General features: G+C 71.0%; 21 protein-coding genes. 6 read left to right on the top strand and 15 right to left on the bottom strand.

The window, feature by feature from the left end; translation table 11 throughout:
- Positions 1-104: 104 nt before the first annotated feature.
- Positions 105-401, bottom strand: coding sequence for a hypothetical protein (locus Aut01nite_RS23960; protein ID WP_043522715.1), 297 nt, complete (start codon positions 399-401; stop codon positions 105-107).
- 1 nt (position 402) lies between these two features.
- Positions 403-729 carry a YbaB/EbfC family nucleoid-associated protein gene (locus Aut01nite_RS23955; RefSeq protein WP_043522717.1) on the bottom strand — a complete coding sequence of 109 codons (327 nt, stop codon included), beginning with the start codon at positions 727-729 and terminating at the stop codon, positions 403-405.
- 210 nt (positions 730-939) lie between these two features.
- On the opposite strand from Aut01nite_RS23955, the gene Aut01nite_RS23950 reads away from it, so the two are divergent.
- The gene (locus Aut01nite_RS23950) at positions 940-2136 is read left to right on the top strand and encodes a DNA polymerase III subunit delta' (RefSeq protein ID WP_043522719.1); all 1197 of its coding nucleotides are present in this window, start codon (positions 940-942) and stop codon (positions 2134-2136) included.
- 94 nt (positions 2137-2230) lie between these two features.
- Here Aut01nite_RS23950 and Aut01nite_RS23945 read toward each other — a convergent pair whose 3' ends face one another.
- The gene (locus Aut01nite_RS23945) at positions 2231-3295 is read right to left on the bottom strand and encodes an endo-1,4-beta-xylanase (RefSeq protein ID WP_043522721.1); all 1065 of its coding nucleotides are present in this window, start codon (positions 3293-3295) and stop codon (positions 2231-2233) included.
- A gap of 158 nt (positions 3296-3453) precedes the next feature.
- Between Aut01nite_RS23945 and Aut01nite_RS23940 the strand changes: the two genes are divergently transcribed.
- Entirely contained in the window at positions 3454-4749 is a 1296-nt protein-coding gene (locus Aut01nite_RS23940) for an SGNH/GDSL hydrolase family protein (RefSeq protein ID WP_043522722.1), read from the top strand.
- Between the two features lie 124 nt (positions 4750-4873).
- On the opposite strand, the gene tmk is transcribed toward Aut01nite_RS23940, so the two are convergent.
- Entirely contained in the window at positions 4874-6961 is a 2088-nt protein-coding gene (gene tmk, locus Aut01nite_RS23935; protein ID WP_173476639.1) for a dTMP kinase, read from the bottom strand.
- Between the two features lie 110 nt (positions 6962-7071).
- On the opposite strand from tmk, the gene Aut01nite_RS23930 reads away from it, so the two are divergent.
- Positions 7072-8277, top strand: coding sequence for an amino acid deaminase/aldolase (locus tag Aut01nite_RS23930; protein ID WP_043522723.1), 1206 nt, complete (start codon positions 7072-7074; stop codon positions 8275-8277).
- Positions 8278-8281: 4 nt separating this feature from the next.
- On the opposite strand, the gene Aut01nite_RS23925 is transcribed toward Aut01nite_RS23930, so the two are convergent.
- Positions 8282-8911 carry a TetR/AcrR family transcriptional regulator gene (locus Aut01nite_RS23925; RefSeq protein WP_043522725.1) on the bottom strand — a complete coding sequence of 210 codons (630 nt, stop codon included), beginning with the start codon at positions 8909-8911 and terminating at the stop codon, positions 8282-8284.
- A gap of 163 nt (positions 8912-9074) precedes the next feature.
- On the opposite strand from Aut01nite_RS23925, the gene Aut01nite_RS23920 reads away from it, so the two are divergent.
- The gene (locus Aut01nite_RS23920; protein WP_043522727.1) at positions 9075-10373 is read left to right on the top strand and encodes a D-arabinono-1,4-lactone oxidase; all 1299 of its coding nucleotides are present in this window, start codon (positions 9075-9077) and stop codon (positions 10371-10373) included.
- A 77-nt stretch (positions 10374-10450) separates the two neighbouring features.
- Here Aut01nite_RS23920 and topA read toward each other — a convergent pair whose 3' ends face one another.
- The 6 genes from topA to Aut01nite_RS23890 form a co-directional block, all read right to left on the bottom strand.
- Complete coding sequence (gene topA / locus Aut01nite_RS23915) at positions 10451-13270, bottom strand: type I DNA topoisomerase (RefSeq protein ID WP_043522729.1); 2820 nt, start codon at positions 13268-13270, stop codon at positions 10451-10453.
- A 194-nt stretch (positions 13271-13464) separates the two neighbouring features.
- Positions 13465-14286, bottom strand: a complete 822-nt coding sequence (locus Aut01nite_RS23910) for a hypothetical protein (RefSeq protein ID WP_043522730.1) — start codon at positions 14284-14286, stop codon at positions 13465-13467.
- The gene (locus tag Aut01nite_RS23905; RefSeq protein WP_043522731.1) at positions 14277-14807 is read right to left on the bottom strand and encodes a hypothetical protein; all 531 of its coding nucleotides are present in this window, start codon (positions 14805-14807) and stop codon (positions 14277-14279) included. The genes Aut01nite_RS23910 and Aut01nite_RS23905 overlap by 10 nt, the downstream gene beginning before the upstream one ends.
- Positions 14808-14910: 103 nt before the next feature.
- Entirely contained in the window at positions 14911-17322 is a 2412-nt protein-coding gene (locus Aut01nite_RS23900; protein WP_043522732.1) for a sodium-translocating pyrophosphatase, read from the bottom strand.
- Positions 17323-17740: 418 nt separating this feature from the next.
- The gene (locus Aut01nite_RS23895; RefSeq protein ID WP_043522733.1) at positions 17741-18181 is read right to left on the bottom strand and encodes an ATP-binding protein; all 441 of its coding nucleotides are present in this window, start codon (positions 18179-18181) and stop codon (positions 17741-17743) included.
- On the bottom strand, positions 18178-18534 hold the full coding sequence (locus tag Aut01nite_RS23890; protein WP_043522735.1) for an STAS domain-containing protein: 357 nt from the start codon (positions 18532-18534) through the stop codon (positions 18178-18180). Before Aut01nite_RS23890 ends, Aut01nite_RS23895 begins: the two co-directional genes overlap by 4 nt.
- 113 nt (positions 18535-18647) lie before the next feature.
- Between Aut01nite_RS23890 and sftH the strand changes: the two genes are divergently transcribed.
- On the top strand, positions 18648-20963 hold the full coding sequence (gene sftH / locus Aut01nite_RS23885) for a DEAD/DEAH box helicase (RefSeq protein ID WP_043522737.1): 2316 nt from the start codon (positions 18648-18650) through the stop codon (positions 20961-20963).
- 105 nt (positions 20964-21068) lie between these two features.
- Positions 21069-22310, top strand: a complete 1242-nt coding sequence (locus Aut01nite_RS23880; RefSeq protein WP_052163229.1) for an acyltransferase family protein — start codon at positions 21069-21071, stop codon at positions 22308-22310.
- A gap of 28 nt (positions 22311-22338) precedes the next feature.
- Here Aut01nite_RS23880 and Aut01nite_RS23875 read toward each other — a convergent pair whose 3' ends face one another.
- The 4 genes from Aut01nite_RS23875 to Aut01nite_RS23860 all read right to left on the bottom strand — a co-directional run bounded on the left by Aut01nite_RS23875 (position 22339) and on the right by Aut01nite_RS23860 (position 24329).
- A complete protein-coding gene (locus Aut01nite_RS23875) occupies positions 22339-22776 on the bottom strand; it encodes an Rv3654c family TadE-like protein (protein WP_083998503.1) in 438 nt (145 codons plus the stop codon).
- Positions 22773-23138, bottom strand: a complete 366-nt coding sequence (locus Aut01nite_RS23870) for a TadE family type IV pilus minor pilin (RefSeq protein ID WP_043522739.1) — start codon at positions 23136-23138, stop codon at positions 22773-22775. Before Aut01nite_RS23870 ends, Aut01nite_RS23875 begins: the two co-directional genes overlap by 4 nt.
- A gap of 38 nt (positions 23139-23176) precedes the next feature.
- On the bottom strand, positions 23177-23362 hold the full coding sequence (locus tag Aut01nite_RS23865; protein WP_043522740.1) for a DUF4244 domain-containing protein: 186 nt from the start codon (positions 23360-23362) through the stop codon (positions 23177-23179).
- Positions 23363-23627: 265 nt separating this feature from the next.
- Positions 23628-24329 carry a type II secretion system F family protein gene (locus Aut01nite_RS23860; protein WP_043522742.1) on the bottom strand — a complete coding sequence of 234 codons (702 nt, stop codon included), beginning with the start codon at positions 24327-24329 and terminating at the stop codon, positions 23628-23630.
- Positions 24330-24467: the final 138 nt, after the last annotated feature.

The following is a 24467-nucleotide window of genomic DNA, read 5'->3' as shown; positions in this document are numbered from 1 at the left end:
CGGGGCGCGCGGAAGCGGGGCGCGCGGAAGCGGGGCGCGCGGAAGCGGGGCGCGCGGAAGCGGGGCGCGCGGAAGCGGGGCGCGCGGAAGCGGGAGGAGGGGCATCACAGGCCTCGCAGGAAGCGGCGGCGGACCAGATCGTCCGTCTCGGTGTAGGCATGGCTGCCGGCGCGGACGGACTGGGCCAGATCGGTCAGCTGGGCCGCGGCGTCGGCGGCCTCGCGGGCCCGGGCGGCAAGCACTGCGGACCAGCCGGCGTAGAGGGCGCGGCCGATCCGGCCCGGGCGTCCGGTGTCGTCGGCGCCGAAGATCGCGGCGGCGGGCACCAGATCTGGCAGGCGTCGGTCCATGGTGGCCAGAGTCTCCGCGGCATGGTCGATCTGGTCGGCGAGCCGGTCCACGTCAGTGCTCCTCAAGCGTGCGCAACGATCCGAAAACCTCACCGTGCAATTTCTCGCGGGCCCAGCGGGCGGCCTCGGCCGCGCTGGTCACGACGGCGCGCATCTCGCGGGCGAACTCGGATGGCTCACGATGACGCAGTCCATCGTGGATGCGGACGTCCACGATGTCGCCCGCGGCGGTGACCACCACCTCGATCGACTGATCCGGCGAGTGCACCGACACGGTGTGGGCGGCCACCGCTTTCTCGAAGCCGGCGTGCAGGTCCTCGACGCGCCGGTACCGCTCGATCGCCTCGTCGATCCACGCCTCGTCGATCTCGCGGGCCATCCATGGCTCCTCACCGCGCGTCATGTCGCCGTCGCGTTCCGGGTTGAGACCGTACCCGCTCGAGTGACCGTCCCGCTACGGTCGCGCGTCCTTTGTGGATAACTCGGCGCTGACCACAGAGCGTTACAAAGACACCCGAAAGCAACTACAATATGTGATCAACTCGTACCGGTGAGGGTTTCTGTCGGACCCCCGCAATACCATCGTCGGGTGAGTCCGCATGATGTCTTCTCCGAGCTGGTGGGCCAGGACGAGCCGGTCGGGACGCTGCGCCGGGCCGCGGCGGCCGCCGCCCGGATCATGGCCGGCGATCCGGATCCGGGCGGGATGACCCACGCCTGGATCTTCACCGGCCCACCGGGCGCCCGCCGCACGGTCGCGGCCCGGGCGTTCGCGGCGGCCCTGCAGTGCGAGCGGGACGGCGCCGGCTGCGGCGAGTGCCACGGCTGTCACACCACGCTCGTCGGCACCCACGCGGACGTGCACGTGGTGACGACCGAGGGGCTCAGCATCGGTGTCAAGGAGACGCGGATGCTGGTGTTGCGCTCGGCCAGTGCACCGTCCGGCAACCGCTGGCAGGTGGTGATCGTCGAGGATGCCGACCGGCTCGGCGAGCGGGCGAGCAATGCGCTGCTGAAGGCGATCGAGGAGCCGTCGCCGCGGACCGTCTTCCTGCTCTGCACGCCGTCGGTGCACCCGGACGACATCATGGTGACGATCCGTTCCCGGTGCCGGGTGGTCTCGCTGGCGCAGCCGTCGGCGTCCGCCCTCGCCGAGTTCCTGGTGCAGCGCCACGGGATGGCGCCGGAGCAGGCCGACTGGGCCGCGGCGGCCGCGCAGGGCGACATCGAGCGGGCCCGGCAGCTGGCCGCTGATCCGGAGGCCCGCGGCCGGCGGGATGACGTGCTGGCCATCCCGCGCCGGCTGACCAGCATCGGCGCCTGTTTCGAGGTCGCGGCGAAACTGGAGACGGCGACGAAACAGGAGGCGGCCGACGCGGTCGCCGAGCTCGACACCACCGAGCGGGCCGCCCTGGAGCGTGCTCTCGGCGCGGGCGGGACGGGCAAGGGGGCGACTTCGGCGATGCGCGGGGCGGCCGGTCAGCTCAAGGAGCTGGAGCGCACCCAGAAGGCGCGGGCGACCCGTTCCCAGCGGGACGCGCTGGACCGGGCGCTGCAGGATCTGATCGGTTTCTACCGGGACGTGCTGGTCACCTCGTGGCGTGCGCCGGTGGCGGTGGTGCACAGCGATCTCGCCGCGGTGTCCTCGGCGGCTGCGGAGAAGTGGTCGCCGGAGAGCACGCTGCGCCGGCTGGAGGCGGTCCTGGCCTGCCGGGACGAGATCGACCGAAACGTGAAACCGCAGGTCGCCCTGGAGGCGATGATGACCACCCTGTGGAAGGGCTGATCATCACGCCGCCAGGACGACCGGAGAAGTCAGGACGACCGGAGAAGCCAGGACGATCGGAGCCCGGACCGCCGAAGGCCCGGATGGCGCCGGCTCAGCGGCGGGCGAGCAGGAACGTGTTGCGCAGAGCGTGGTACGCGGGCTTCGGCTGCAACTGCTCGTCGAACGGGGTCGCTGAGCCCTCCCCCTCGAAGACGTCCGGCACCCAGGAGTACCGGTCGGTGAATCCCCAGACCGTGTAGGACACGCAGTGCCGGGCCAGCAGGCAGGCCTGCAGCAGGCTGGTGAAGCCCTGGGCCTGGGCCTGGACCTTGATCTGGTCGGCGGGGAGCTGCATACGGACGTCGACCTCGGTGAACGCGGTCTGCACACCGAGCGCGTCGAAGCGCCGGACGTTCGGCAGCACGGTGTCCGGGATGCCGTACTGCAGGGCGAGGTGGCCCTGGATGCCGTACCCGTGCACCGGGACCCCCTGCGCCCGTAGCTGCTTGGTCAGGGCGTAGTAGGCGTCGCTCTTCGCGTTGATGCCCTCGTTGTTGTAGTCGTTGAGGTACAGCTTCGCCTTCGGGTCGGCCTCGTGCGCCCAGCGGAACGCGTCGGCGATGTAACCGGGACCGAGCGCCCGCAGCCAGATGGTGTCGCGCAGTGTCCCGTCGTCGTTGAACGCCTCGTTCACCACATCCCACTGGTAGACGCGGCCCTTGAAGTGGCGGACCTGGGCACGGATGTGATCGCGGAGGATCTTGCGCAGTTCGGCCGGGGTGAAGGCGTCCTCGGTGAGCCAGGCCGGGTTCTGGTTGTGCCAGACCAGCGTGTGCCCGCGGACCACCTGCCCGTTGGCGCGGGCGAAGTCGACGAGGCGGTCGGCCGCCGCCCAGTCGTACCGGCCGCGTTCCGGTTCGACGGCTTCCCACTTCATCACGTTCTCGGCGGTCACGCTGTCGAACTCGCGCGCCACGGCAGCCCGGTACGCCGCGTCGTCGGCGAGCGCGGTCATGTCGACGGCGGTGCCGATCCGCACGCCGGTCCCGCGCGCCGCGGCCCGCAGCGATGCGGGGTCGGCCGCCGACGCGGGGTCAGCCACGGCCGGCGCGGCGCCGCTCACGGCGGTGGCCACGGCCAGCAGCATGCCGGCCAGGACGGTACGTCGCTTTCCCATCAGCCCTCCCGAAACTTTCGATCAGTGGCCGAAACATTAAGCATAAGCACCGACAAACGTCAATGTACGGCACAGGAAACCCGCTCTTGACCGACCCGATCGATCCGACCTACGTTACGAACGATCGTTCCTCCGTTTCCGAAACTTTCGGAGTGCCCATGTCGACTCGTCGCGAGGTCCTGGTCCTGGCCTCCGGCGCCGCGATCGCCGGCGCCGCCATCCCCCAACTGGTGCACGCCGGAGGCCGTGACGACGGCTGGAACGCCGGAGGCCGTGACGACGGCTGGCACACCACCTGGGCCGCCGCGCCGACCACCGTCCCACCCGGCACCCCGCTGACCCTGGCCGATCAGACCGTCCGTCAGGTGGCGCACCTGAGCGTCGGCGGCAACCGGATCCAGTTGCGGCTCACCAACGAGTTCGGCACGACGCCGCTACGGATCGGCGAGGTGCGTGTCGCGATCCGGGCCGGCGCGGGCGCGAGCACCGACGCCCGGTCCGGCAGCGATCGGCCGGTCACTTTCGGCGGGCGCTCGTCGGTCACCGTGCCGGCCGGCGCGCCGCTGGTCAGCGATCCGATCGCGCTGTCCGTGCGCGGCGGGGACGACCTGCTGGTCAGCATCCACCTGCCGGAGCCGACGCCGGTGACCACGGTGGCCGCCTTCGCCTTCCAGCAGAACGCGCTGGCCACCGGCAACGTCACCGCGGCCCGGCGGATCACGCCCACCGGCACGATCACGCAGTACCTGTTCCTCTCCGGGATCAGCGTGCACGGCGGCGCCGGGACGGTCGTCACCCTCGGCGACTCGATCACCAACGGGGCGAACACCGAGACGAACGCCAACCACCGGTGGCCGGACCGTCTGGCGGCCCGGTTCCGGGCGACCGGGATCCGGCTCGGGGTGGCGAACGTCGGGGTCTCCGGCAATCGGCTGCTGCACGATCCGAACCCGCCGGCGGGGAGCCCGGCCGAGGCGTACGCGGCGTACTTCGCCCAGAGCGGCCTGCGCCGCTTCGACCGGGACGTGCTGGCCCAGCCGGGCGCCACACATCTGGTGGTGCTGCTCGGGGTGAACGATCTCGGTCATCCGGGCACGGCCGCCCCGCCCGGCGAGGTGGTCTCGGCCGACGATCTGATCTGGGGGCACCGTCAGCTGATCACGCGGGCCCGGCAGGCGGGGCTACGGGCGTACGGTGCGACGATCCTGCCGTTCAAGGACGACACCCTGGGCTTCTACAACCCGGAGAACGAGCGCAAGCGGTCCGCTCTGAACAGCTGGATCCGGACCTCCGGCGAGTACGACGGGGTCATCGACTTCGACGCCGCAGTCCGTGACCCGGCCGACCCGCTGCGCCTGGCCGCCGCCTACGACAGCGGCGACCACCTGCACCCCAACGACGCCGGCATGGCCGCGATGGCGGCAGCCGTCCCACTGCACCTCTTCAAGAGCTGAGGGCGTGCCGGACGCCCGAAAAAGAGGTAAGGCGTGCCGGACCGGCCGGAAAAGAGGTAAGGCGTGCCGGACCGGCCGGAAAAGAGCTGAGGGCGTGCCGGACGCCCGAACCACACATGCGGGTTCAGGCGGCGGCGGGGGCGAGGAGCGTGGACAGCCGCTCGGCGACCGTCTCGGCGATCTCGTCGACCGGGCGGGACGCGTCCAGCACCAGGTAACGCTTGGGGTCGTTGGCGGCCAGGTCGAGGAACGCGTACCGGACCCGCTCGTGGAAGGCGCGGGACTCGCTCTCCAGCCGGTCGGCGCCGGCGCCCCGGGCGTCCACCCTGGTCAGGCCCACATTGGGGTCCACGTCGAGGAGGACGACCAGGTCGGGCCGGAGGCCGCCGGTGGCCCAGGCGGACAGCCAGGAGATCTCCTGGACCGGCAGGGTACGACCGGCGCCCTGGTACGCCAGCGACGAGTCGACGTACCGGTCGCTGATCACCACGGCCCCGCGGGCCAGGGCCGGCCGGACCACCGTGGCGACGTGGTGGGCCCGGTCGGCGGCGTAGAGCAGCGCCTCGGCCCGCGGCGACGGCCCCTCCGGGGTGTCCAGCACCAGTCCCCGGATCCGGGCGCCGATGTCGGTGGCTCCGGGCTCCCGGGTGACGACCACGTCCCGGCCCTCCGCCTTGAGCGCGTCGGCGAGCCGGTTGACCTGTGTGGACTTCCCAGCGCCCTCGCCGCCCTCGAAGACCACGAAGATGCCGGCGCGGGCGAACTCCTCGGGCGGCGACAGCGGCCGGCCGCGCAGCGAGCCGATCAGGTCGGCGAAGACCGGGACACCCCGTTTGTCGTCCATCTGCCGGAACGAGCCGATGCCGACCCAGATCCCGATCGCGCCGGCCACCAACAGCAGCACCCGGGTGGCGGAGACGTCGAACGCGATCGGACCGAGCTCGACCCGCCGGGAGCTGCCGAGGCCGACCAGGACACCGGCGAGCGTGATGGCCAGCAGCAGGACGGTCCGCACACCGATCTGCACGACGGCGAAGACCCGGCCGCGCAGTTCGTCGGCGATCTCGCCGTAGAGCAGGGTGGTGCCGGACAGGAAGGCCATGCCGGCGCCGGCGCCGACCATCAGCGCGCCGACGAGCGCCATGGACAGGTGGATGGACAGGCCGAGGAACATCACCGAACCGCTGGCCAGCACGATGCTCATGCCGAACCAGCGGCGGCGGGAGAGGTCCTTGACGATCATCGGGCCGAGCCCGATGCCGAACGCCAGGCCCATGAAGATCACGCCGAAGAGCAGGGAGAAGGCGGCCTCGCCGGCGCCGAGCGAGTAGGCGAAGGTGCGTGCCGCGCCGATCACCACACCGCCGGCCGTGAACGCGCCGAAGATGCCCAGGACGAGGCCGCGGACCATCGGGGTCTGGCCGATGAACTTCCAGCCCTCGACGAACTGGGTGGTCATGCTCTGCTCGGCGGCCTTACGGCGTTCCTCGCTCTTGCCGCCGATCTCGCGGATGCCGAAGAACACCACGATCGCGGTGGCCAGCCGGGAGAGCGCGTTGATGTAGAGGGCGATCTGCACCGGCTGCGCCCAGTCGGGCAGGGAGACACCGGACTGCTGGAGGCCCGCTGTCATCCCGGAGAGCAGCAGCGCCGCCAGGATCGGCGTGATCCCGTACGTGGTGATCAGGGTGAGCTGGTTGGAGATCTCGATCTGCGACTTCGGGATGAGGTTGGGGACCGCGGCTTCCTTGGCCGGGATCCAGATCAGCGTGATCGCCTCGCCGATCAGGGTGGCCACGGTGGCCCAGGTGACGGTGAGGGTCGGGGAGCCGCCGAGCAGCGGGACGAGCGGGATCGACCCGTAGATGAAGAAGCGCAGCAGGTCGACGATGACCATGGTGTAGCGGCGGTCGAACCGGTCGGCGAGCACGCCCGCGATCGGCCCGAGGACCAGGGCGGGGAGCAGGCGCACGGCGACGGTGAGGCCGAACGCGGCGCCCTGGGCGGCCGTGTTCTCGAACTGGGCGGAGGCGAAGAGCGCGGTGGCGAGCAGGCCGATCCAGTCGCCGAAGGAGGCGGCCGCGAGCACCAGCCAAAGACGCCGGAAACCGCGTCGCCGGAGGACGGAGCGGAGCGCCGCGACACCGGTCAGGTCGGCGGGCCCCGGATCCGGCGGTGTGTCGGTGTTGATGGCCCTACCTCCCGTGGTCAGTGCTCGGAGCACTGTAACCGCCCGCCCCACGAGGTGTGGGGCAACCACGATCGGGTGGAGCAGAGATGAATGTCTTTCGTGTTACCCGCGTCACGGGATACCGTGCTGGCGTGCTCACAGACCGCATCGCTCTGCGCCGGCGGCTCGACGGCGCCACCGGTCACCTGGAGACCCCGGTCGCCGTGGTGGACCTGGCCGCTTTCGACGACAACGCCGAGCGGCTGACCGCCCGCGCGGGCGGCAAGCCGATCCGGGTCGCCAGCAAGTCGGTCCGCTGCCGGGCGCTGCTGGAACGGGTCCTGGCCCGGCCGGGCTGGCACGGCGTGATGGCCTACACCCTGCCCGAGGCGGTCTGGCTGGTGCGCTCCGGCGTGACCGACGACGTCCTGGTGGCCTATCCGACGGCCGACCGGGCCGCGCTGCGCGAACTGGCGTCGGATCCGGCGCTGGCCGCGGCGATCACCCTGATGGTGGACCATCCGTCCCAGCTCACCCTGGTCGATCAGGTCGTCGAGCCGGGCGCGCGCCCGGACGTACGCCTGTGTATCGATCTGGATGCTTCCTGGCGCCCCGCCGGGCCGGTGCACATCGGCGTGCGCCGCTCCCCCGTCCATTCGGCCGCCCAGGCCGGGGCGCTGGCCGCCACGATCGCCGGCCGCGAGGGATTCCGCCTGGTCGGCGTGATGTGTTACGAGGCGCACATCGCCGGCGTCGGCGACAACCCGCCCGGCCAGGCGCTGCGGGCCCGGGCCATCCGGATGATGCAGAGCCGGGCGCTCCCGGAGTTGCGGGAGCGCCGAGCAGCGGCGGTTCGCGCCGTCGCCGCCCACGCCGACCTGGAGTTCGTCAACGGCGGCGGCACCGGGAGCGTGGCCGCGACCAGCGCCGATCCGGCCGTCACCGAGGTCACCGCGGGATCCGGGCTCTACGGCCCCACCCTCTTCGACACCTACCGCACCTGGCAGCCGACCCCGGCGGCGTTCTTCGCGCTGTCCGTGGTGCGCCGTCCGGCCCCGCGGATCGCCACCGTGCTGGGCGGCGGCTGGGTGGCCTCCGGCGCGCCCGAGGCGTCCCGCCTGCCGGTCCCGTGGCTCCCGGAGGGCCTGCGGTTCAAGGCCGACGAGGGCGCCGGCGAGGTGCAGACGCCGCTGCTGGGCGCGGCCGCCGAGCAGCTGCGCCCCGGCGACCGGGTGTGGTTCCGGCACGCCAAGGCCGGCGAGCTCTGTGAACACGTCAACGAGCTGCAGCTGGTCGACGGCGGGACAGCCTCGCCGGCCCCTACCTACCGGGGAGAAGGCCGTGCGTTCCTGGGGTGACCCGTCAGGCGGACACGTGGCGGTGCAGGTATTCCCTTATCAACGCCTTGGCCTCGGTCAGCACCGACTCGTCGCCGCCCGGATCCCGGCGGAACGCCAGCTTGATCAGGGCGTCGGCGGCCTCGACCGAGATCTGCAGCGCGAACCGCAGGCGGCCCCGGTCGGCCAGCTTGAACTGCTCGACCAGCAGCTCGGCCAGGCGCTCGGCGATGACCGCGTTGTTGTCCCGGTCCGAGTCGAGCAGGTGCAGGTCCACGACGTCACCGAAGTGCAGCGTCCGGAAACCGGGCACGCTGCGGTGCATGTGGATGTAGGCGTCGATGGCTCCGTCGACGGCGTCCCACCAATGGGTGTACGTCTCGCCGGCGAACCGATCGGACAGGCTCTGCAGGTACGCGTCCATGTTGCGCAGCGCGAGCGCCTGGACGATGGCCCGCTTGTCCGGGAAGAACTGGTAGACCGAGCCGATGGCGACTTCGGCGCGCTCCGCGAGGAGCGTCGTGGTCAGGCCCTCGTAGCCCACCTCGTCGACCAGTTCGGCGCAGGCGTCGAGCATGCGCTGAACCCGGGCAACGCTTCTGCCCTGCACCGGAACCCGCCTCAGCGGTCCGGTGCTGACGGTTGGTGTCGACACGCGTCGCCACTCCCTCTCAGCAGTGAGACCTATCCACGGCGATCGGGCTCGTGGTCGCGAATAGATCTCAGTGTTAAATCGAACGTTACTCGGATCAACGAGCGAGGCGCATCGACGGGACGCCGGGTGACGGTGTCCGCTCGGATGGAGGACAAAGGCCCGAATGACCGCACCCGTCAACGCCCGCCGCTGGACCAACTGGGGCCGTAATCAGGAATCGATCGCCGATGTGCTGACACCCGCCGACATCGACGAAGTCGCCACTCGAGTGAACCAGGCCGTGGAAAGCGGGCGGCGGATCAAGGTGGTCGGCAGCGGCCACTCGTTCACCGCCATCGCCGTCGCCGACGACCAGCGGATGTTCGTGCATCGGCTGAACCGGCTCGTCTCGGTCGACGGGCCGCTGGTCACCGTCGAGGCCGGGATGTCGCTGGCCGTTCTCAACACGGTGCTGGCCGAACACGGCCTGGCCATGCCGAACCTGGGTGACATCGACGCGCAGACCGTCGCCGGGGCGATCTCCACCGGCACGCACGGCACCGGCATCGGGCACGCCACGCTCGCCTCCTGCGTCGAGGCGGTGACCATGGTGACCGCGGCCGGGAAGGTCGAGCGGTACGCCGTGGGCGCCCCCGAGTTCCCGGCGGCACGGCTCGGCCTCGGCGCGCTCGGCGTGCTGGTCCAGGTGACCCTGCGCTGTGTGCCGGCGTTCACGCTGCTCGCCGAGGAGCAGCCGATGCCGCTGCCGGATGTGCTGGCCGGGATCGACCAGTGGCTGCCGGAGTACGACCACGTCGAGTTCTTCTGGTACCCGTACACGAACCGGACCTCGCTCAAGCGCAACCGGCGGGTGGAGCAGGACGACCGGCCACTGTCGCGGTTCCGGGGCTGGCTCGACGACGATCTCCTGTCCAACACCGTCTGGCAGGGCGTCTGCTCGGTCGGGCGGCGGTTCCCCGCGGCGGTTCCGGCACTGAGCGCCGTCGCGGCCCGGGCTCTGAGCGCGCGGACCTACACCGGGCGTTCGGATCAGGTCTTCTGCTCCCCGCGCAAGGTCAAGTTCACCGAGATGGAGTACGAGGTCCCGCGCGCCGCCCTGCCCGAGGTCCTGGACGCGCTCGCAACGATCATGGAGGGGTTGCCGTTCAAGGTGCAGTTCCCGGTCGAGGTGCGGTTCACCGGGCCGGACGACGTGTGGCTGTCGCACGGGTACGGCCGGGAGTCCGCCTACATCGCCGTGCACCAGTACCTCGGCAGCCCGTACGAGCCGTACTTCCGGGCCCTGGAGAACGTCTGCACGCCGTTGGGCGGCCGGCCGCACTGGGGCAAGCTGCACTATCGGGACGCGGAGTCACTGCGGGCGGCGTACCCCCGCTTCGACGATTTCCTCGCCGTGCGTGACCGCCTGGACCCGCACCGGGTCTTCACCAACGAATACCTGAACCGCGTCCTCGGCAGTTGAAGACCTGTCCGGCTGGCTCTCACTGCTGTCTCAACGGCGTTGACACAGCACGGCGAGCCAGCCGGGCGGAAACCCCGCTACTCGGCGGCCGTAGCGGCTTTGCGCGGGGCGGCCTTCTTGGCGGGGGCCGCCTTCTTCGCCGCCGTCGTCTTCTTCGCCGCGGTGGCCCGCTTGGCCGGCGCCTTCTTGGCCGGCGTCTCACCGTCGGCAGCGGCCGCGGCCTTGGCGGGCGCCTTCTTGGCCGCGGTCTTCTTCGCCGGCGCCCGCTTCGTCGCCGGGCCCTTCGCCCGCTTCTCCGCCAGCATCTCGGCGGCCTGCTCGGCGGTCAGCTCCTCGGGCGTCTGGCCGCGCCGCAGCGTCGCGTTGGTCTCGCCGTCGGTCACGTACGGCCCGAAGCGGCCCTCCTTGACCACCATCGGCTTCTGCGTCACCGGATCCGGGCCCAGCTCGGCCAGCGGCGGCTTGGCCGCCCCCCGCTGCCCGCGGGTCTTCGGCGCGGCCAGCAGGGCCAGCGCCTCCTCCAGGGTGACGGTGAACAGCCGGTCCTCGCTCTCCAGCGAGCGGGAGTCCTTGAGCCGCTGGATGAACGGGCCGTACCGGCCGTTGCGGGCGATGATCTCGTTGCCGTCCGGGTCCTTGCCGACCAGCCGGGGCAGCGACAGCAGCTGGAGCGCCTGGTCCAGGGTGAGCGTCTGCGGCGACTGGGAGGCGAACAGCGAGGAGCTGCGATCGCCACTCTGCACGTACGCCCCGTAGCGGCCGGACTTGACCAGCACCGGCTCACCGGTGGCCGGGTCGTCGCCGAGGGTCCGGTCGCCGTTGCCGGCCAGGAAGAGCTCCTCGACCTTCTCCCGGGTCAACTCGTCGGGCGCCAGGCCCTCCGGGATGGACGCCTTGTCCTCGGGCGCGTCCTCGCCGCCGTCGACCAGCTTGCGCTGCAGGTACGGCCCGAACTTGCCGACCCGGACGACGACCCGCCGGTTCTCCTCGTCGACGTAGAGCGGGATCGAGTTGACCTCGCGGGCGTCGATCGCGCTGAGGTTCTCGGTGACCATCTTCTTCAGGCCGCCGGCCCTCGCGATCTCCTCGTCCACCCCGGTGCCCTGGGCCCCGAAGTAGAAGGAGGTGAGGAAGTCCAGCTGGGTGCCGTCGCCGGCGGCGATGTCGTCGAGCTGGCCCTCCATGGCGGCGGTGAAGTTGTAGTCCACCAGTCGCGGATAGTGCCCCTCGAGCAGGCCGATCACCGCGAACGCCAGGAACGACGGGATCATCGCCTGGCCGCGCTTCTCCACGTACCCGCGGTCCTGGATGGTCTGCATGATCGACGAGTACGTCGACGGGCGGCCGATGCCCAGCTCCTCGAGGGCCTTGACCAGCGAGGCCTCGGTGTAGCGGGCCGGCGGCGAGGTGTGGTGGCCCAGCGCGTTCAGCTGGTCGGCCGTCAGCGGCTGATCCTTCACCAGGTTCGGCAGGCGGCGCTCGGCGTCCTCCGCCTCGGCGCTCTCGTCGTCCGACGACTCCACGTAGGCGCGCAGGAAGCCGGGGTCGGTGATGGTCTTGCCGGAGGCGGCGAAGTCGGCCTCCTCGTTCGCCGCGGTGGTCGCGCGGATCCGGACGCTCACCGAGTTGCCGACCGCGTCGGTCATCTGCGACGCGATGGTGCGGCGCCAGATCAGCTCGTAGAGCTTGAACTCGTCGGTGGTCAGCTCCTTGGCGACCTCGCCCGGGGTGCGGAAGTTGTCTCCGGCGGGACGGATCGCCTCGTGCGCCTCCTGGGCGCCCTTGGCCTTGGTGGTGTATTTGCGCGGCTGCGGCGGCACGTTGTTCGCCCCGTACAGCTCGGCGATCTGCCGGCGGGCGGCGGCCACGGCGGTCTCGGAGAGGTTCACCGAGTCCGTACGCATGTAGGTGATGTAGCCCTTTTCGTACAGGCTCTGGGCGGTGCGCATCGTCTGCTGCGACGAGTTCCGCAGCTTCCGGGCCGCCTCCTGCTGCAGCGTCGAGGTGATGAACGGCGCGTACGGCTTGCGGCGGTACGGCTTCTCCTCGACCCGCGTCACCGTGAACGGGCGGCCCTCCAGACGGGCGGCCAGCCCGCGGGCGCCGTCGCCGTCCAACTGCACCGCGGTCGAGCCGGCCTTGAGCTGCCCGGTGGTGGGCTCGAAGTCCTTGCCGGTGGCGATCCGGTCGCCGTCCAGCGCGATCAGCGTGGCCTGGAACGCGCGGGCGCCCTCGACCTGCCCCTGAACGGCCAGGTGAGCCTGGATGTCCCAGTACTCCGCGGAGCGGAACGCCATCCGCTGGCGCTCGCGCTCGACCACGATCCGGGTGGCGACCGACTGCACACGGCCCGCGGAGAGGCCGCGCATCACCTTCTTCCACAGGACCGGGCTGACCTCGTAGCCGTACAGCCGGTCCAGGATGCGGCGGGCCTCCTGGGCGTCGACCAGGGAACGGTCGATGTCGCGGGGGTTCGCCACGGCGGCCTGGATGGCCGGTTTGGTGATCTCGTGGAACACCATCCGCTTGATCGGCACCTTGGGCTTGATCGTCTCGACCAGGTGCCAGGCGATGGCCTCGCCCTCGCGGTCCTCATCGGTGGCGAGCAGGATCTCGTCCACCTCACGGGCCATCCGCTTGAGTTTGTCCACCTGCTGCTTGCGCTTCTCGGAGATCACGTACAGCGCATGGAAGCCGTTGTCGACGTCGACGCCGAGCCGCGCCCAAGGCTGGCCCTTGAACTCCTCGGGGACCTCGTCAGCGTTCTTCGGCAGGTCGCGGATATGGCCGACGGAGGCCTCGACCAGATAGTCGGGGCCCAGGTAACCGGCGATCGTCTTGGCCTTCGACGGGGACTCGACGATGACCAGACGCGTCAACCTGGCGTTACTCGGCACGGCACTCCTTATTTGACCCTCAACACTCCCCGCTCGCCTCCGGCGGAGCACAGACGTTCAACGTAACGCGCCGGACGAGCCCACATTCCCGGGGCAGCCCGCAGTCGGATGGTAACGGTCCGGCCACCGCATGCGTCTGACCGCGACACCGTACACCGGGAAGTGACTGTAATGTCGGACACAATCGGTGAAGATCACGCGACCAGAACACTCGGCCATGACTCCGGCGGGGCCGCTGGTGGGCGGTCCCCGACCAGCTCAGCGAGCCGGCGCAGGCGTTTCGCGCCGGCGATGGCGTAGCGCCGTCCGTCATCCGACACGCGGCCGGCCAGCCCGGCCCGCACCAGCGCGGCGTCCACCGGCTCCGGATCCTTGCCCGGATCCAGGCCGAGCGCCCAGCCACCGCGGTGCGGCCCACCGGCGGCGGCCACCCACAACCGCAGGCGCGGTCCGGAGAGAAAGAGCTGCGCGGATGCCTCCGGCCAGGCCTGTGCAAGAGCATTCAATCTTCGGGAGTACGCCGTACGCACCTCGAAGATCGTCGCAGGCGGCTCCTCGGGCTGCTCCGGCTCGGGATCGGGCTCCGTGGGGCCCGGCTCGTCCTCCGTCGACGGGTTCACCGACGTGTCGTTCGCCTCTTTCGCGGGGCTGAGCTCGTCCGCCCGTACCAAATCATGATCTTGATCGTGGGGTTGATCCTCCTCGACCGGCGCCCAGGTGGCTTTCAGACCGCGCGCGACCAGCTCGCTGACCAGCACGTGAACCCGCCAGGCCGCGTCCACCCGGACCGTGACCCGGGCCGTGCCGCCCATCCGCCCGAGATGCCCGGGACCCGCCAGCAGGCCGATCAGGTCGGCCGGTGACGGCTCGGTGGTCTCGGCGCCGAACATGGTCAGCTGATGACCCGGCCGCGGACCTGCCGAACCACGATGGACGGCGCGCCGCACCACCGGGACAGGAGGCGGAAGCACCTCCCGCGGGATCAGCGGCCACCCGGCGTCGGTGGTCATCGGCATTCGGGGAGGGAGTCGAAAGCCTGTCTCAGTTCCACCGACTCCAGGGTCTCGGTGTCCAGGCTGCTCTGCTGGTAATCGGCGGAGAGCCGCTCGACGACCTTGCCGACCTCGTTGTAGAAGGCCTTCGGAGGATTCGTGGCCAGCGCCTCGATGCCGGTGCGGGCATGGTCGTAGGCGTCCCGGATGCCGGCCAGCGAGTCCAGGAAACCGGTGGCGATCGCCTCACCGTTGGTCACGTCGGGGACGCCCGCCTTCTCCACCCCGGCCCGGGCCCGCTCGCTCGCGACCGCGGCGCCGCCGAAGAGCCGGGCCAGGTTCTCCTTCGCCTGGCCGGCGCTGGTCTCGGCGGTGATCTGCTGCTGAGTGCGGCTGGTCAGCGAGTCGATCTCGGCACGCCAGGGGCTCAACGTGGTGCACACCAGCGCCGCCCAGGCCTGCGCGCCGGGCCGGCCGGAACAGGCGGCCAGCGGCACCGCGAGCACGACGACGAGGGCCAGGGAGATCGGTCGGACCGCGCGCATGGAAGCAGGGTACGGCCATCGCCGGATACTCCACACGCCTCGATCGAGTTCAAAGACAAAGGCACCCGGTCTCCCGGGTGCCTTTCGTCCTGGTAGGAGCTGATCAGACGTTGTCCTTGATCCGTGTCGACTCGCTGGTGCGGGCGTCCTGGGCCGCCTTCGTGGCGTCCGCCGCGCCGGCCGCCACGGCCGCCGAACTGTCGTCACCGAGCGCGATCGGCTTGCGCTTGCTCCAGACCACCGCGGCGGTCACGATCGCGACCGCGAGGACCGCCACCCCGATCCGCAGCGCCGGGTTCGCGTCGCTGCCGTAGGTCCAGGCCACCACGGCCGGGGCGATCAGCAGCGAGACCAGGTTCATCACCTTGATCAGCGGGTTGATCGCCGGTCCGGCGGTGTCCTTGAACGGGTCGCCGACCGTGTCGCCGATGACCGTCGCGGCGTGCGCCTCGGAGCCCTTGCCACCGTGCGCCCCGTCCTCGACCAGCTTCTTCGCGTTGTCCCACGCGCCGCCGGAGTTGGACAGGAAGACCGCCATCAGGGTGCCGGTGCCGATCGCGCCGGCCAGGTAGGCGGCGAGCGCGCCCGGGCCCAGGCCGAAGCCCACCGCGATCGGCGCCATGACCGCCAGCAGACCCGGAGTGAGCAGCTCACGCTGTGCGTCCCGGGTGCAGATGTCGACCACCCGGCCGTACTCGGGGCGCTGCGTGCCGTCCATGATCCCGGGGAACTCCCGGAACTGGCGCCGGACCTCCATCACGACCGCCCCCGCCGAACGGGAGACCGCGTTGATCGCCAGGCCGGAGAAGAGGAACACCACTGCCGCGCCGATCAGCAGGCCGACCAGGCTGCGCGGATTGGAGATGTTCAGCTGGGCGAGGATCTCGTTGCCGACGTTCGCCACCCCGGCCTCGGTCAGCGCGCTGGCCAGGCTGTTGGTGTACGACCCGAACAGCGCCGTGGCCGCCAGGACCGCGGTCGCGATCGCGATGCCCTTGGTGATCGCCTTGGTGGTGTTGCCGACCGCGTCCAGCTCGGTGAGGATCTGCGCGCCCCGCTCGTCGACGTCGCCGGACATCTCCGCGATGCCCTGCGCGTTGTCCGAGATCGGGCCGAACGTGTCCATCGCCACGATGACGCCGACCGTGGTCAGCAGGCCGGTGCCGGCCAGCGCGACCGCGAACAGCGACAGGGTGAGCGACGAGCCGCCGAGCAGGAAGGCACCGAAGACGCCGGCGCCGAGCAGCAGCGCCGAGTAGACCGCCGACTCCAGGCCGACACTGATGCCGGCCAGGATCACGGTGGCCGCACCGGTCTGCGACGACTGGCCGATGTCCCGCACCGGGCGCCGGTTCGTCTCGGTGAAGTAGCCGGTCAACGCTTGGATGGCGGCCGCCAGCACGATGCCGATCACGACCGCGCCGACCGCGACCCAGCGCGGGTCCTGCCCGCTGTTCAGGATCTCCTCGGAGATGCCCGCGTCACCGAAGCCGGCGAAGGTGCTCGGCAGGTAGACGAAGCTGACCACGGCCACCGCGATCGCGGAGATCACGGCCGAGATGTAGAAGGCCCGGTTGATCGCGGTGAGACCGTTGCGGTCGCTGGCCCGAAGCCGGGTGATGAAGACGCCGATGATCGCGATCAGCACACCGATCGTGGAGACGATCAGCGGGAAGATCAGGCCGTCCTGCCCGAACGCCGCCGAACCCAGGATCAGGGCCGCGACCAGGGTCACCGCGTACGACTCGAACAGGTCGGCGGCCATGCCGGCGCAGTCGCCGACGTTGTCGCCCACGTTGTCGGCGATGGTCGCCGCGTTGCGCGGGTCGTCCTCCGGGATGCCCTTCTCGACCTTGCCGACCAGGTCGGCGCCGACGTCCGCGGCCTTGGTGAAGATGCCGCCGCCGACCCGCATGAACATGGCCAGCAGCGCGGCGCCGAAACCGAAGCCCTCCAGGACCGTCGGCGCGTCCCCGCGGAAGATCAGCACGACCAGCGCGCCACCGAACAGGCCCAGGCCGACGGTGAGGAAGCCGACCACACCACCGGTACGGAAGGCGATGCCCATCGCCTTCTCCCGGCCGCCCTGCTCACCGGCGGCCGCGGCCACCCGCAGGTTGGCCCGCGTCGCCAGAGCCATCCCGGCGCCGCCGATGAACGCACTGAACACCGCGCCGACGATGAAGAACAGCGAGCGCCCGATCCTGACCCAGGTCTCGTTGTCGGTCGCGTGCACCGGCAGGAGGAACAGCAGAACCACGGCGATGACGACGAAGACGCCGAGGGTCTTGAACTGCCGGAACAGGTACGCCGACGCGCCCTCCTGCACGGCGCCCGCGATCTCCTGCATCTTCGGGGTGCCGCGCCCGGCGCGCAGAACCGATTGAACGAACGCCGCCGCGAAGCCGAGCGCCACCAGGGCGAACACCAGCGCGACGACGACGAAAGTGATGTTTGACCCGCTCAGGGACACTCCGCCACCCTCGGCGGCGAGGTCTATCGAGGTCCCGGACATCCATGTCCTCCTGTACGCCGAATGGCACCCGGGTGACGGACGAGACCCCGGGCGCATTCCCCGTGGGGCCGGGGAACGACCGGCCGGCCCCGCGGACGCGGGACCAGCAGTAGCTGTCAACTCGCGTACTGTATAGGGCATACGTGTCGGTCGTCACATGTAGCACCAGCCGTGTCGCGATGATGATCACCGCTGTGTTAGTCCGGAAAGGATCTCGGACGTACGGACTGGGGTAAGCATCCGGATTCTCGCGGTTACTATCCCGCTATTTCCTGAAATATCGCCCGAATCGGGCGTGCCGTAGTTGCTGCCGTGTGTCGGTTCGGCCGTTATGCGCGCCCGGCTGTACACACCGCAGTCGCGTTCGGGCGCGCCACGTCCACCGCAGTGGTCGTCATACGCGCCGCGACCACACGTGTCAGCGGCGGGTGACCGGCCAGACCATGCGGACCTCGGTGCCGGAGCCGTCCTCGACGGGGCGCACCTGAAGGTCGTCGACGAAGCCGGCGAGCAGCGCGAACCCGACGCCGGTGGTGAGCGCGTCGTCGGTGAGCGACTCGTCGGCAAGCTCGTCCGGCGGCAGTTTCGTCAGGCCCACGCTCGCCTCCAGCGGGCCGTGGTCGATGACCCGGACCGTGTACGAGTCCGAGTCGGACATCTCCACGGTGACGAGGTCGGTGAGGCCGTACTGGCGGTGCAGGGCGACCGCCCGCGTGCAGGCCTCACCGATGGCGAGCCGGACCTCGTCGAGCAACTCCTCCGCGACACCCGCCCGCCGGGCGACGGCGACGCCGACCAGGCGGGCGGTGCGCACGTGCACCGGAGCCGGTGAGAAGGAGAGCCGAACGGTAGCCATCACGAAGCGGGACCGCTGCCGTCGCGCTCGGTGGCCGCCTCGACACTCGCGAAGATCGGGAAGACCTGGTCGAGTGCGGTGATGCGGAAGATCTTGAGAAGTGGTTCCTTGGCACAGACCAACCCGAAGGTGCCATGCGCCGTACGCAGCCGTTTCAGGGCCCCGACCAACACGCCCAGCCCGGTGGAATCGAGGAAGTCGACCCGTTCCAGATCCACGACCACGTCGCGCGCGCCCGCGTCCACCAGCTCGATGAGGCGCTCGCGCAGCCGGGGGGCGGTGTAAACGTCAACCTCACCGCCGACCTCGAGCACGGTGTGCCCGGCGACGGTCCGGGTCGTGAGTGACAGCTCCATCGGTCCTCCTCCCTGATCTCTCCCCCCGCGAAATCTAACCACCGACCGTTCGGGGGCGACGCGTGGCACCCACCGTCCTACCCGTTTGAGGTTCGGGGCCAACCGGTGTCACAGTGCAATGCGTGACCTCCACCGCCTTCGGTCCCGCCGAACTGCTGCACCGGCTGCGGGCACGGGCGGCCGCATCGGCGGTGTCGCCGGTCACCCATGTCGAGCAGGTTCCCGCACGTGAGGGTCGCACAGCGCCGTGGCCCGAGTGGACCGGCCCCGGGGTCCGGGACGCCTTCTCGACACAGGGGATCACCGCTCCGTGGGAACATCAGGCGGCCGCGGCCACCCTCGCCTGGGAAGGCACGCACGTCGTGCTGGCCACCGGGACGGCGTCGGGCAAGTCCCTCGCGTACCAGTTGCCGGCACTCAGCGCGCTCGCCACGGACCCTAGAGCGACTGTGCTCTATCTGTCACCCACCAAAGCGCTCGCGGCCGACCAGCTGCGGGCTCTGAACCGGCTCGGGATCGACGGGGTCCGGCCCGCCACGTACGACGGCGACACCCCGCGTGAGGAGCGGGAATGGATCCGGCAGCACTCTCGGTTCCTGCTCACCAACCCCGACATGCTGCACCACAGCCTGCTGCCAGGACACGGCCGCTGGGGCGTCTTCCTGCGCCGTCTGCGGTACGTGATCATCGATGAGTGCCACACCTACCGGGGCGTGTTCGGCTCGCACGTGGCGCACGTGCTGCGCCGCCTGCGCCGGGCCACCGCCCGGTACGGCGCTTCCCCGACCTTCGTCCTCGCCTCGGCGACCTCGGGCGATCCGGCCGGCTCCGCCTCCCGCCTCACCGGCGTTCCTGTGACAGCTGTCACAGCAGATGCCTCGCCGCGGGCCGCCGTCACGTTCGCCCTGTGGGAACCGCCACTGCTGGAGGACCACTCCGCCGAGGACGCCTCCCCGGTCCGCCGATCAGCTCTGCGAGAAACCGCCGACCTGCTCACCGACTCTGTGGTCAACGGCATCCGGACGCTCGCGTTCATCCGGTCCCGGCGCGGGGCCGAAGTGGTCGCGTCCCTGGCCCGGCAGTCGCTCGACGAGGCGGTGCCCGGCCTCGGCGAGCGGGTGGCCGCCTACCGCGGCGGCTACCTGCGGGAGGACCGGCGGGCGCTGGAACGCGCGCTGCTCTCCGGGGAACTGCTCGGGCTCGCCTCCACCAACGCGCTCGAGCTCGGCGTCGACCTCGCCGGACTGGACGCCGTGCTGATCTGCGGCTACCCCGGGACCCGGGCGTCGCTGTGGCAGCAGGCCGGCCGGGCCGGACGGTCCGGCGGCGAGGCGCTCGCCGTACTGGTGGCCCGGGACGATCCGCTCGACACCTACCTCGTGCACCATCCGGAAGCCGTGTTCGGGCGGCCGGTGGAGGCGACGGTGCTCGACCCGGGGAACCCGTACGTGCTCGGGCCGCAACTCTGCTGCGCCGCGTCCGAGGCCCCGATCACCGACGCCGATCTCGAACTGTTCGGCGATCCGGCCCCGGCCATCGTCGAGCAGCTGGCCGCCGAAGGGGTGCTGCGGCGTCGCCCGTCCGGGTGGTATTGGACCCATCGCGGCCGGCCCGAAGTCGACCTGCGGGGCACCGGCGGGGCGCCGGTGGCGGTGGTCGAGGCGGCCACCGGGCGGCTGCTCGGCACCGTCGACCACGGCTCGTCGCACTCGATGCTGCACCCGGGCGCGGTCCACCTTCATCAGGGCGTGTCGTACGTGGTGGACGACCTCGATCTGGAGGACTCCATCGCCCTCGTGCACCAGGAGGAGCCGGACTGGACCACGCACGCCCGGGACGTCACGAACCTGTCGGTGGTGAACGTGCGGTCGTACGTGGACGCCGGGCCGGTCGGGCTGTTCCTCGGCGACGTGGACGTCACCAACCAGGTCGTCTCCTACCAGCGGCGACGGCTCGGCAGTGGCGAGGTGATCGACACCCGGCCGCTGGATCTGCCGGTGCGTGAACTGCGTACGGTCGCGGTCTGGTTCACCGTGTCACCGCAGGCCCTGGCCGCCGCCGGGATCGAGCCGGGAGAGTTCCCCGGGGCGCTGCACGCCGCCGAACACGCCGGGATCGGGCTGCTGCCGCTGATCGCCACCTGCGACCGGTGGGACATCGGTGGGCTGTCCACGGCCAACCACGCGGACACCGAGGCGCCGACCGTCTTCGTCTACGACGGGCATCCCGGGGGCGCCGGGTTCGCCGAGCGGGCGTACGGGGCCGCGGCCGAGTGGCTGCGCGCCACCCGGGAGGCGATCGCGTCGTGCGGCTGCGAGTCCGGCTGTCCGTCCTGTGTGCAGTCGCCCAAGTGCGGAAACGGGAACAATCCGTTGAACAAGCAGGACGCGGTGCGGGTCCTCGACACCGTGCTCGCCGCGATCAATTAAATCGGTCGAATTGACGTCCACCGATCAACTGCGCCCGAAGGGAAGCGTCACATCTCACCGCGACGTGTCGAATTCATTGCACTGAAGATGTAGCCTGCCTCCCCGATGACCCGAGACGAAGCACACACAGAGACCGGTGGCGGCAGCAAGCCCCCGGGGCCACGCCTCGCGGCCCTGGACGGGTTGCGCCTGATCGCCGCGGTGACGGTCGCGGTTTACCACCTGAGCGTCGCGTGGCGCATCGACGGGGTCAATCCGCCGAGTCACTTCCTGCCCAGCTTCTCCCACCTGGCCATCTACGGCTTCCTCGGTGTCGAGCTGTTCTTCCTGATCAGCGGGTTCGTGATCTGCATGAGCAGTTGGCGGCGCGGTCTCGGGGACTTCTTCGTGTCCCGGGTGAGCCGGCTCTACCCGGCGTACTGGGTCTGTGTCCTGATCACCGCCGTGGTGATCACCCTTCTGCCGGTCAGCGGCGGGCTGCCCGTCGAGGGGACGCCGGACCTGCGGGAGATCGCGGTCAACATGACCATGCTCCAGGAGCCGCTGGGCATCCCCCTGGTCGACACCGTGTACTGGACACTCTTCGTCGAACTGCGTTTCTATCTGCTGTTCGCCGCACTCGTCACATTCGGGCTGACCTATCGCCGAACGGTGATCTTCTGCGCGGCCTGGATGGTCGTCGCCGTGATCGGCCCGACCCTGGACAGCCGGATCATCACCATCCTCGCCATCCCGGAATACGCGCCCTATTTCATCGCCGGAATAGCCGCATTCCTGATCTACAGGTTCGGCCGCTCCCCCCTGCTCTTCGCGATCATCGGTTTCGCCTGGCTGGTCAGCGTGAAACGGGTCGAGGAACGGGTCGCCGACGTCAAGCCCGGTTTCGACGTGCCGACCTGGCCCGGCGTCCTGATCGTCACCCTCTCCTTCGCGCTGATCCTGATCATCGCGCTGGGCTGGACCGACCGGATCCGCTGGCGCTGGCTCACCACCGCCGGCGCCCTCACCTACCCGTTCTATCTGCTCCACCAGCGCATCGGATACAGCGTGGTCCGGCACGCCCACGAACACACCGGGCTGCCCGCGTGGACGCTGATCCTGGGGGCGATCCTGCTGGTGCTCGGCGTGGCCTGGCTGGTGCAGCGGTACGTCGAACGGCCCCTGGGCCGCTGGCTCCGCCAGAAGCTGCGCAAGGCCATCGCGGACGTACGGCAGGTGTCCGCGGCCGACGCCGCTTCCGGTGCGGCCACGCCGCCCCCGGCGGACGCCGAGCCACGGTCGGCCGGCATCAGCCCACAACGCCGTTCCACCCCTGGGAAGCCCCTGTACGATGACGCCTCCCGCTGACCCCGCCCCGCATGCCGGAACGCGTCGTTCATCGCTCCAGGGGATCGGTGACCGGTCCGGCCCGGGCGGCCGCCTCCGCGTTCGCGGGGAGGAAACCGAGGGGCACCGCGGTAGCGACGACGATCTCCCGGCCGGTGACCGTGCAGCCGGTCATGGCGGCGCTGTTGGCTTCGACGTAACGCCGTGCCACGGCACAGGCCGCCGCTTCTCCCTCGATGGCATGGACACCGCCGGCCAGCGCGCCGAAATCGGCCGCCACCCGGGCCTGATGCCGCGCGATCCGGGCGGCGCCGACGGCCGAGCCCGCCGCCCCCACGAGTACGAGCACCAACCCCGTCGCCAGCACCAGGATCGACGCCGCCCCACGGTCCTCCCGAATCCCGCGCCTCGCCTCGCTGTGCCTCCCCTCGGTGTGTCTGCCCTCCCCGCACCTCCCCTCGTTGGGTCTTCCCTCGCTGCGTCTCATGGGAGGGCCGCCTCCTCGGGTTCACGGGCTGCGGTCGCGCGGCCTCGGACGATCAGGCCCGGCAGGTCGGTGCCGAGCATCCGGACCCGGACGGAGACCTCGGCGGTGACGCTGTCCGCGGTGCCGCCCACCTCGATGGCCGCGCCCTCCGGTGCAACGCGGGCCGCCGCCGCGGTCGCGGGTTCCCCGCGTGCCCCGGCCAGAGCCGCCTCCCGTGCCGCGTCCAGGCACTGCATCCGGGTCGTCACCGCGGTCACCGCGGTCAGGCCGACACCGAGCAGCAGCATGAGCGCCGGCAGCCCGGCCGCGAGTTCGGCGGTGAAGGCGCCCCGATCACGATCGGACCGCCGGAACCGGCCCACCCCGGGACCCCGGACGTGACCGGGCTGCCGGCGCCACCTCACTTCAGCGCCCTGCCGATGATCGCGTTGAGCGCCGACTGCACGGCACTGCTCGTCACCACCTTGAGCAGTACACCGGCCAGGGCCACCGCGGCGAGCAAGCCGACGGCGTACTCCACGGTGCTCATTCCGGCATCGGCGGCCTCGGTCTGAAGCCGCCGGAAGCGGGCGATGAGTTTGTGCACAGGACCTCCTCGGTCGTTCGGTGCGGCGCCCGTCACGCCACACCTGGGGTTTCGCAGCACGGCACCGCCGGATGGCGCCGTGGGTCTCACTGGCGGCTCGCTCGGAGCACACCGCAGATCTCGGTACCTCTCTCGCCAGGACGCCGCAGATCTCCATGGCTCTCGCCCGGACGCCGCAGATCTCCGTGGCTCTCTAAGCCAGGACGCCGCAGATCTCCGTGGCTCTCTCGCCCGGACGCCGCAGGTCTCGACGGCGGGGTGCCTGTCACAGCACGCCGCGGAGGATGCCGAGCAGGACCGGGGCCAGGCCGGCGAGCAGGAAAGCGGGCAGGAAGCACAGGCCCAGCGGCAGGACGATGAGGACGGAGGCGCGCTGGGCGGCGGCCTCCACGGCCACGGCACGGTCGGCGCGCAGGTCACCGGCGAGGCGTTCCAGAGCCCCGGAGAGGGCGCCGCCACTCGCGCTGGACCGGACGGCGGCGGCGATCAACCGGTCGGCCTGTGGGATCCCGGCCAGGTGCGCCCAGGCCTCGGCGGGGTCCGCACCGAGTCGCAGGGACCGGGCGGTGCGCTTCAGGCGTTCCCCCAGTGGGCCGCCCAGGGCTTCGGCGACCGCGGTGATCGAACCGTCCACCGCGCCGCCGCCTTTCAGCGCCGCGGCCAGCAGATCAAGCCCGAGAGGCAGGTCGGCCAAGGATTCCTCGCGTTCTCGGCGTACCTCCGCGGGTTCTCGACCGCGCAGGAACCGGTCCACGCCGACCCCGGTCGCCACTCCGGCCGGCACGCCCCACACCGTGCCGATCAGGCCGGCCACGGCCAGTCCCAGCAGCACCGAGAGGAGCAGCCGGGTCCGTTCGCCGGAGGGCTCGCCGGCCGGGCGGGCGCGGCGCAACCGGAGCCGCCCGGAGGGCAGCAGCAGCACACCGGCCGCCGCCACCGTGCACGACGCCACGACGAGCCCGGTCACGCGGCCCGCCCCGGGGGTTCCACTCCGCCTGCCGGCGACCTCGCACCCTGGGCCGGAGCGGCCGGGGAACGCGCGCCTCGGGCCGGAGCGGCCGGGGAACGCGCGCCTCGGGCCGGAGCGGCCGGGGAACGCGCGCCT

Origin of the sequence: Actinoplanes utahensis (genome assembly GCF_016862455.1) — a bacterium.
Classification (GTDB): Bacteria; Actinomycetota; Actinomycetes; order Mycobacteriales; family Micromonosporaceae; genus Actinoplanes; species Actinoplanes utahensis.
Note: the sequence above shows the minus strand (reverse complement) of the source record. Positions and strands in the feature narration are given on the sequence as shown.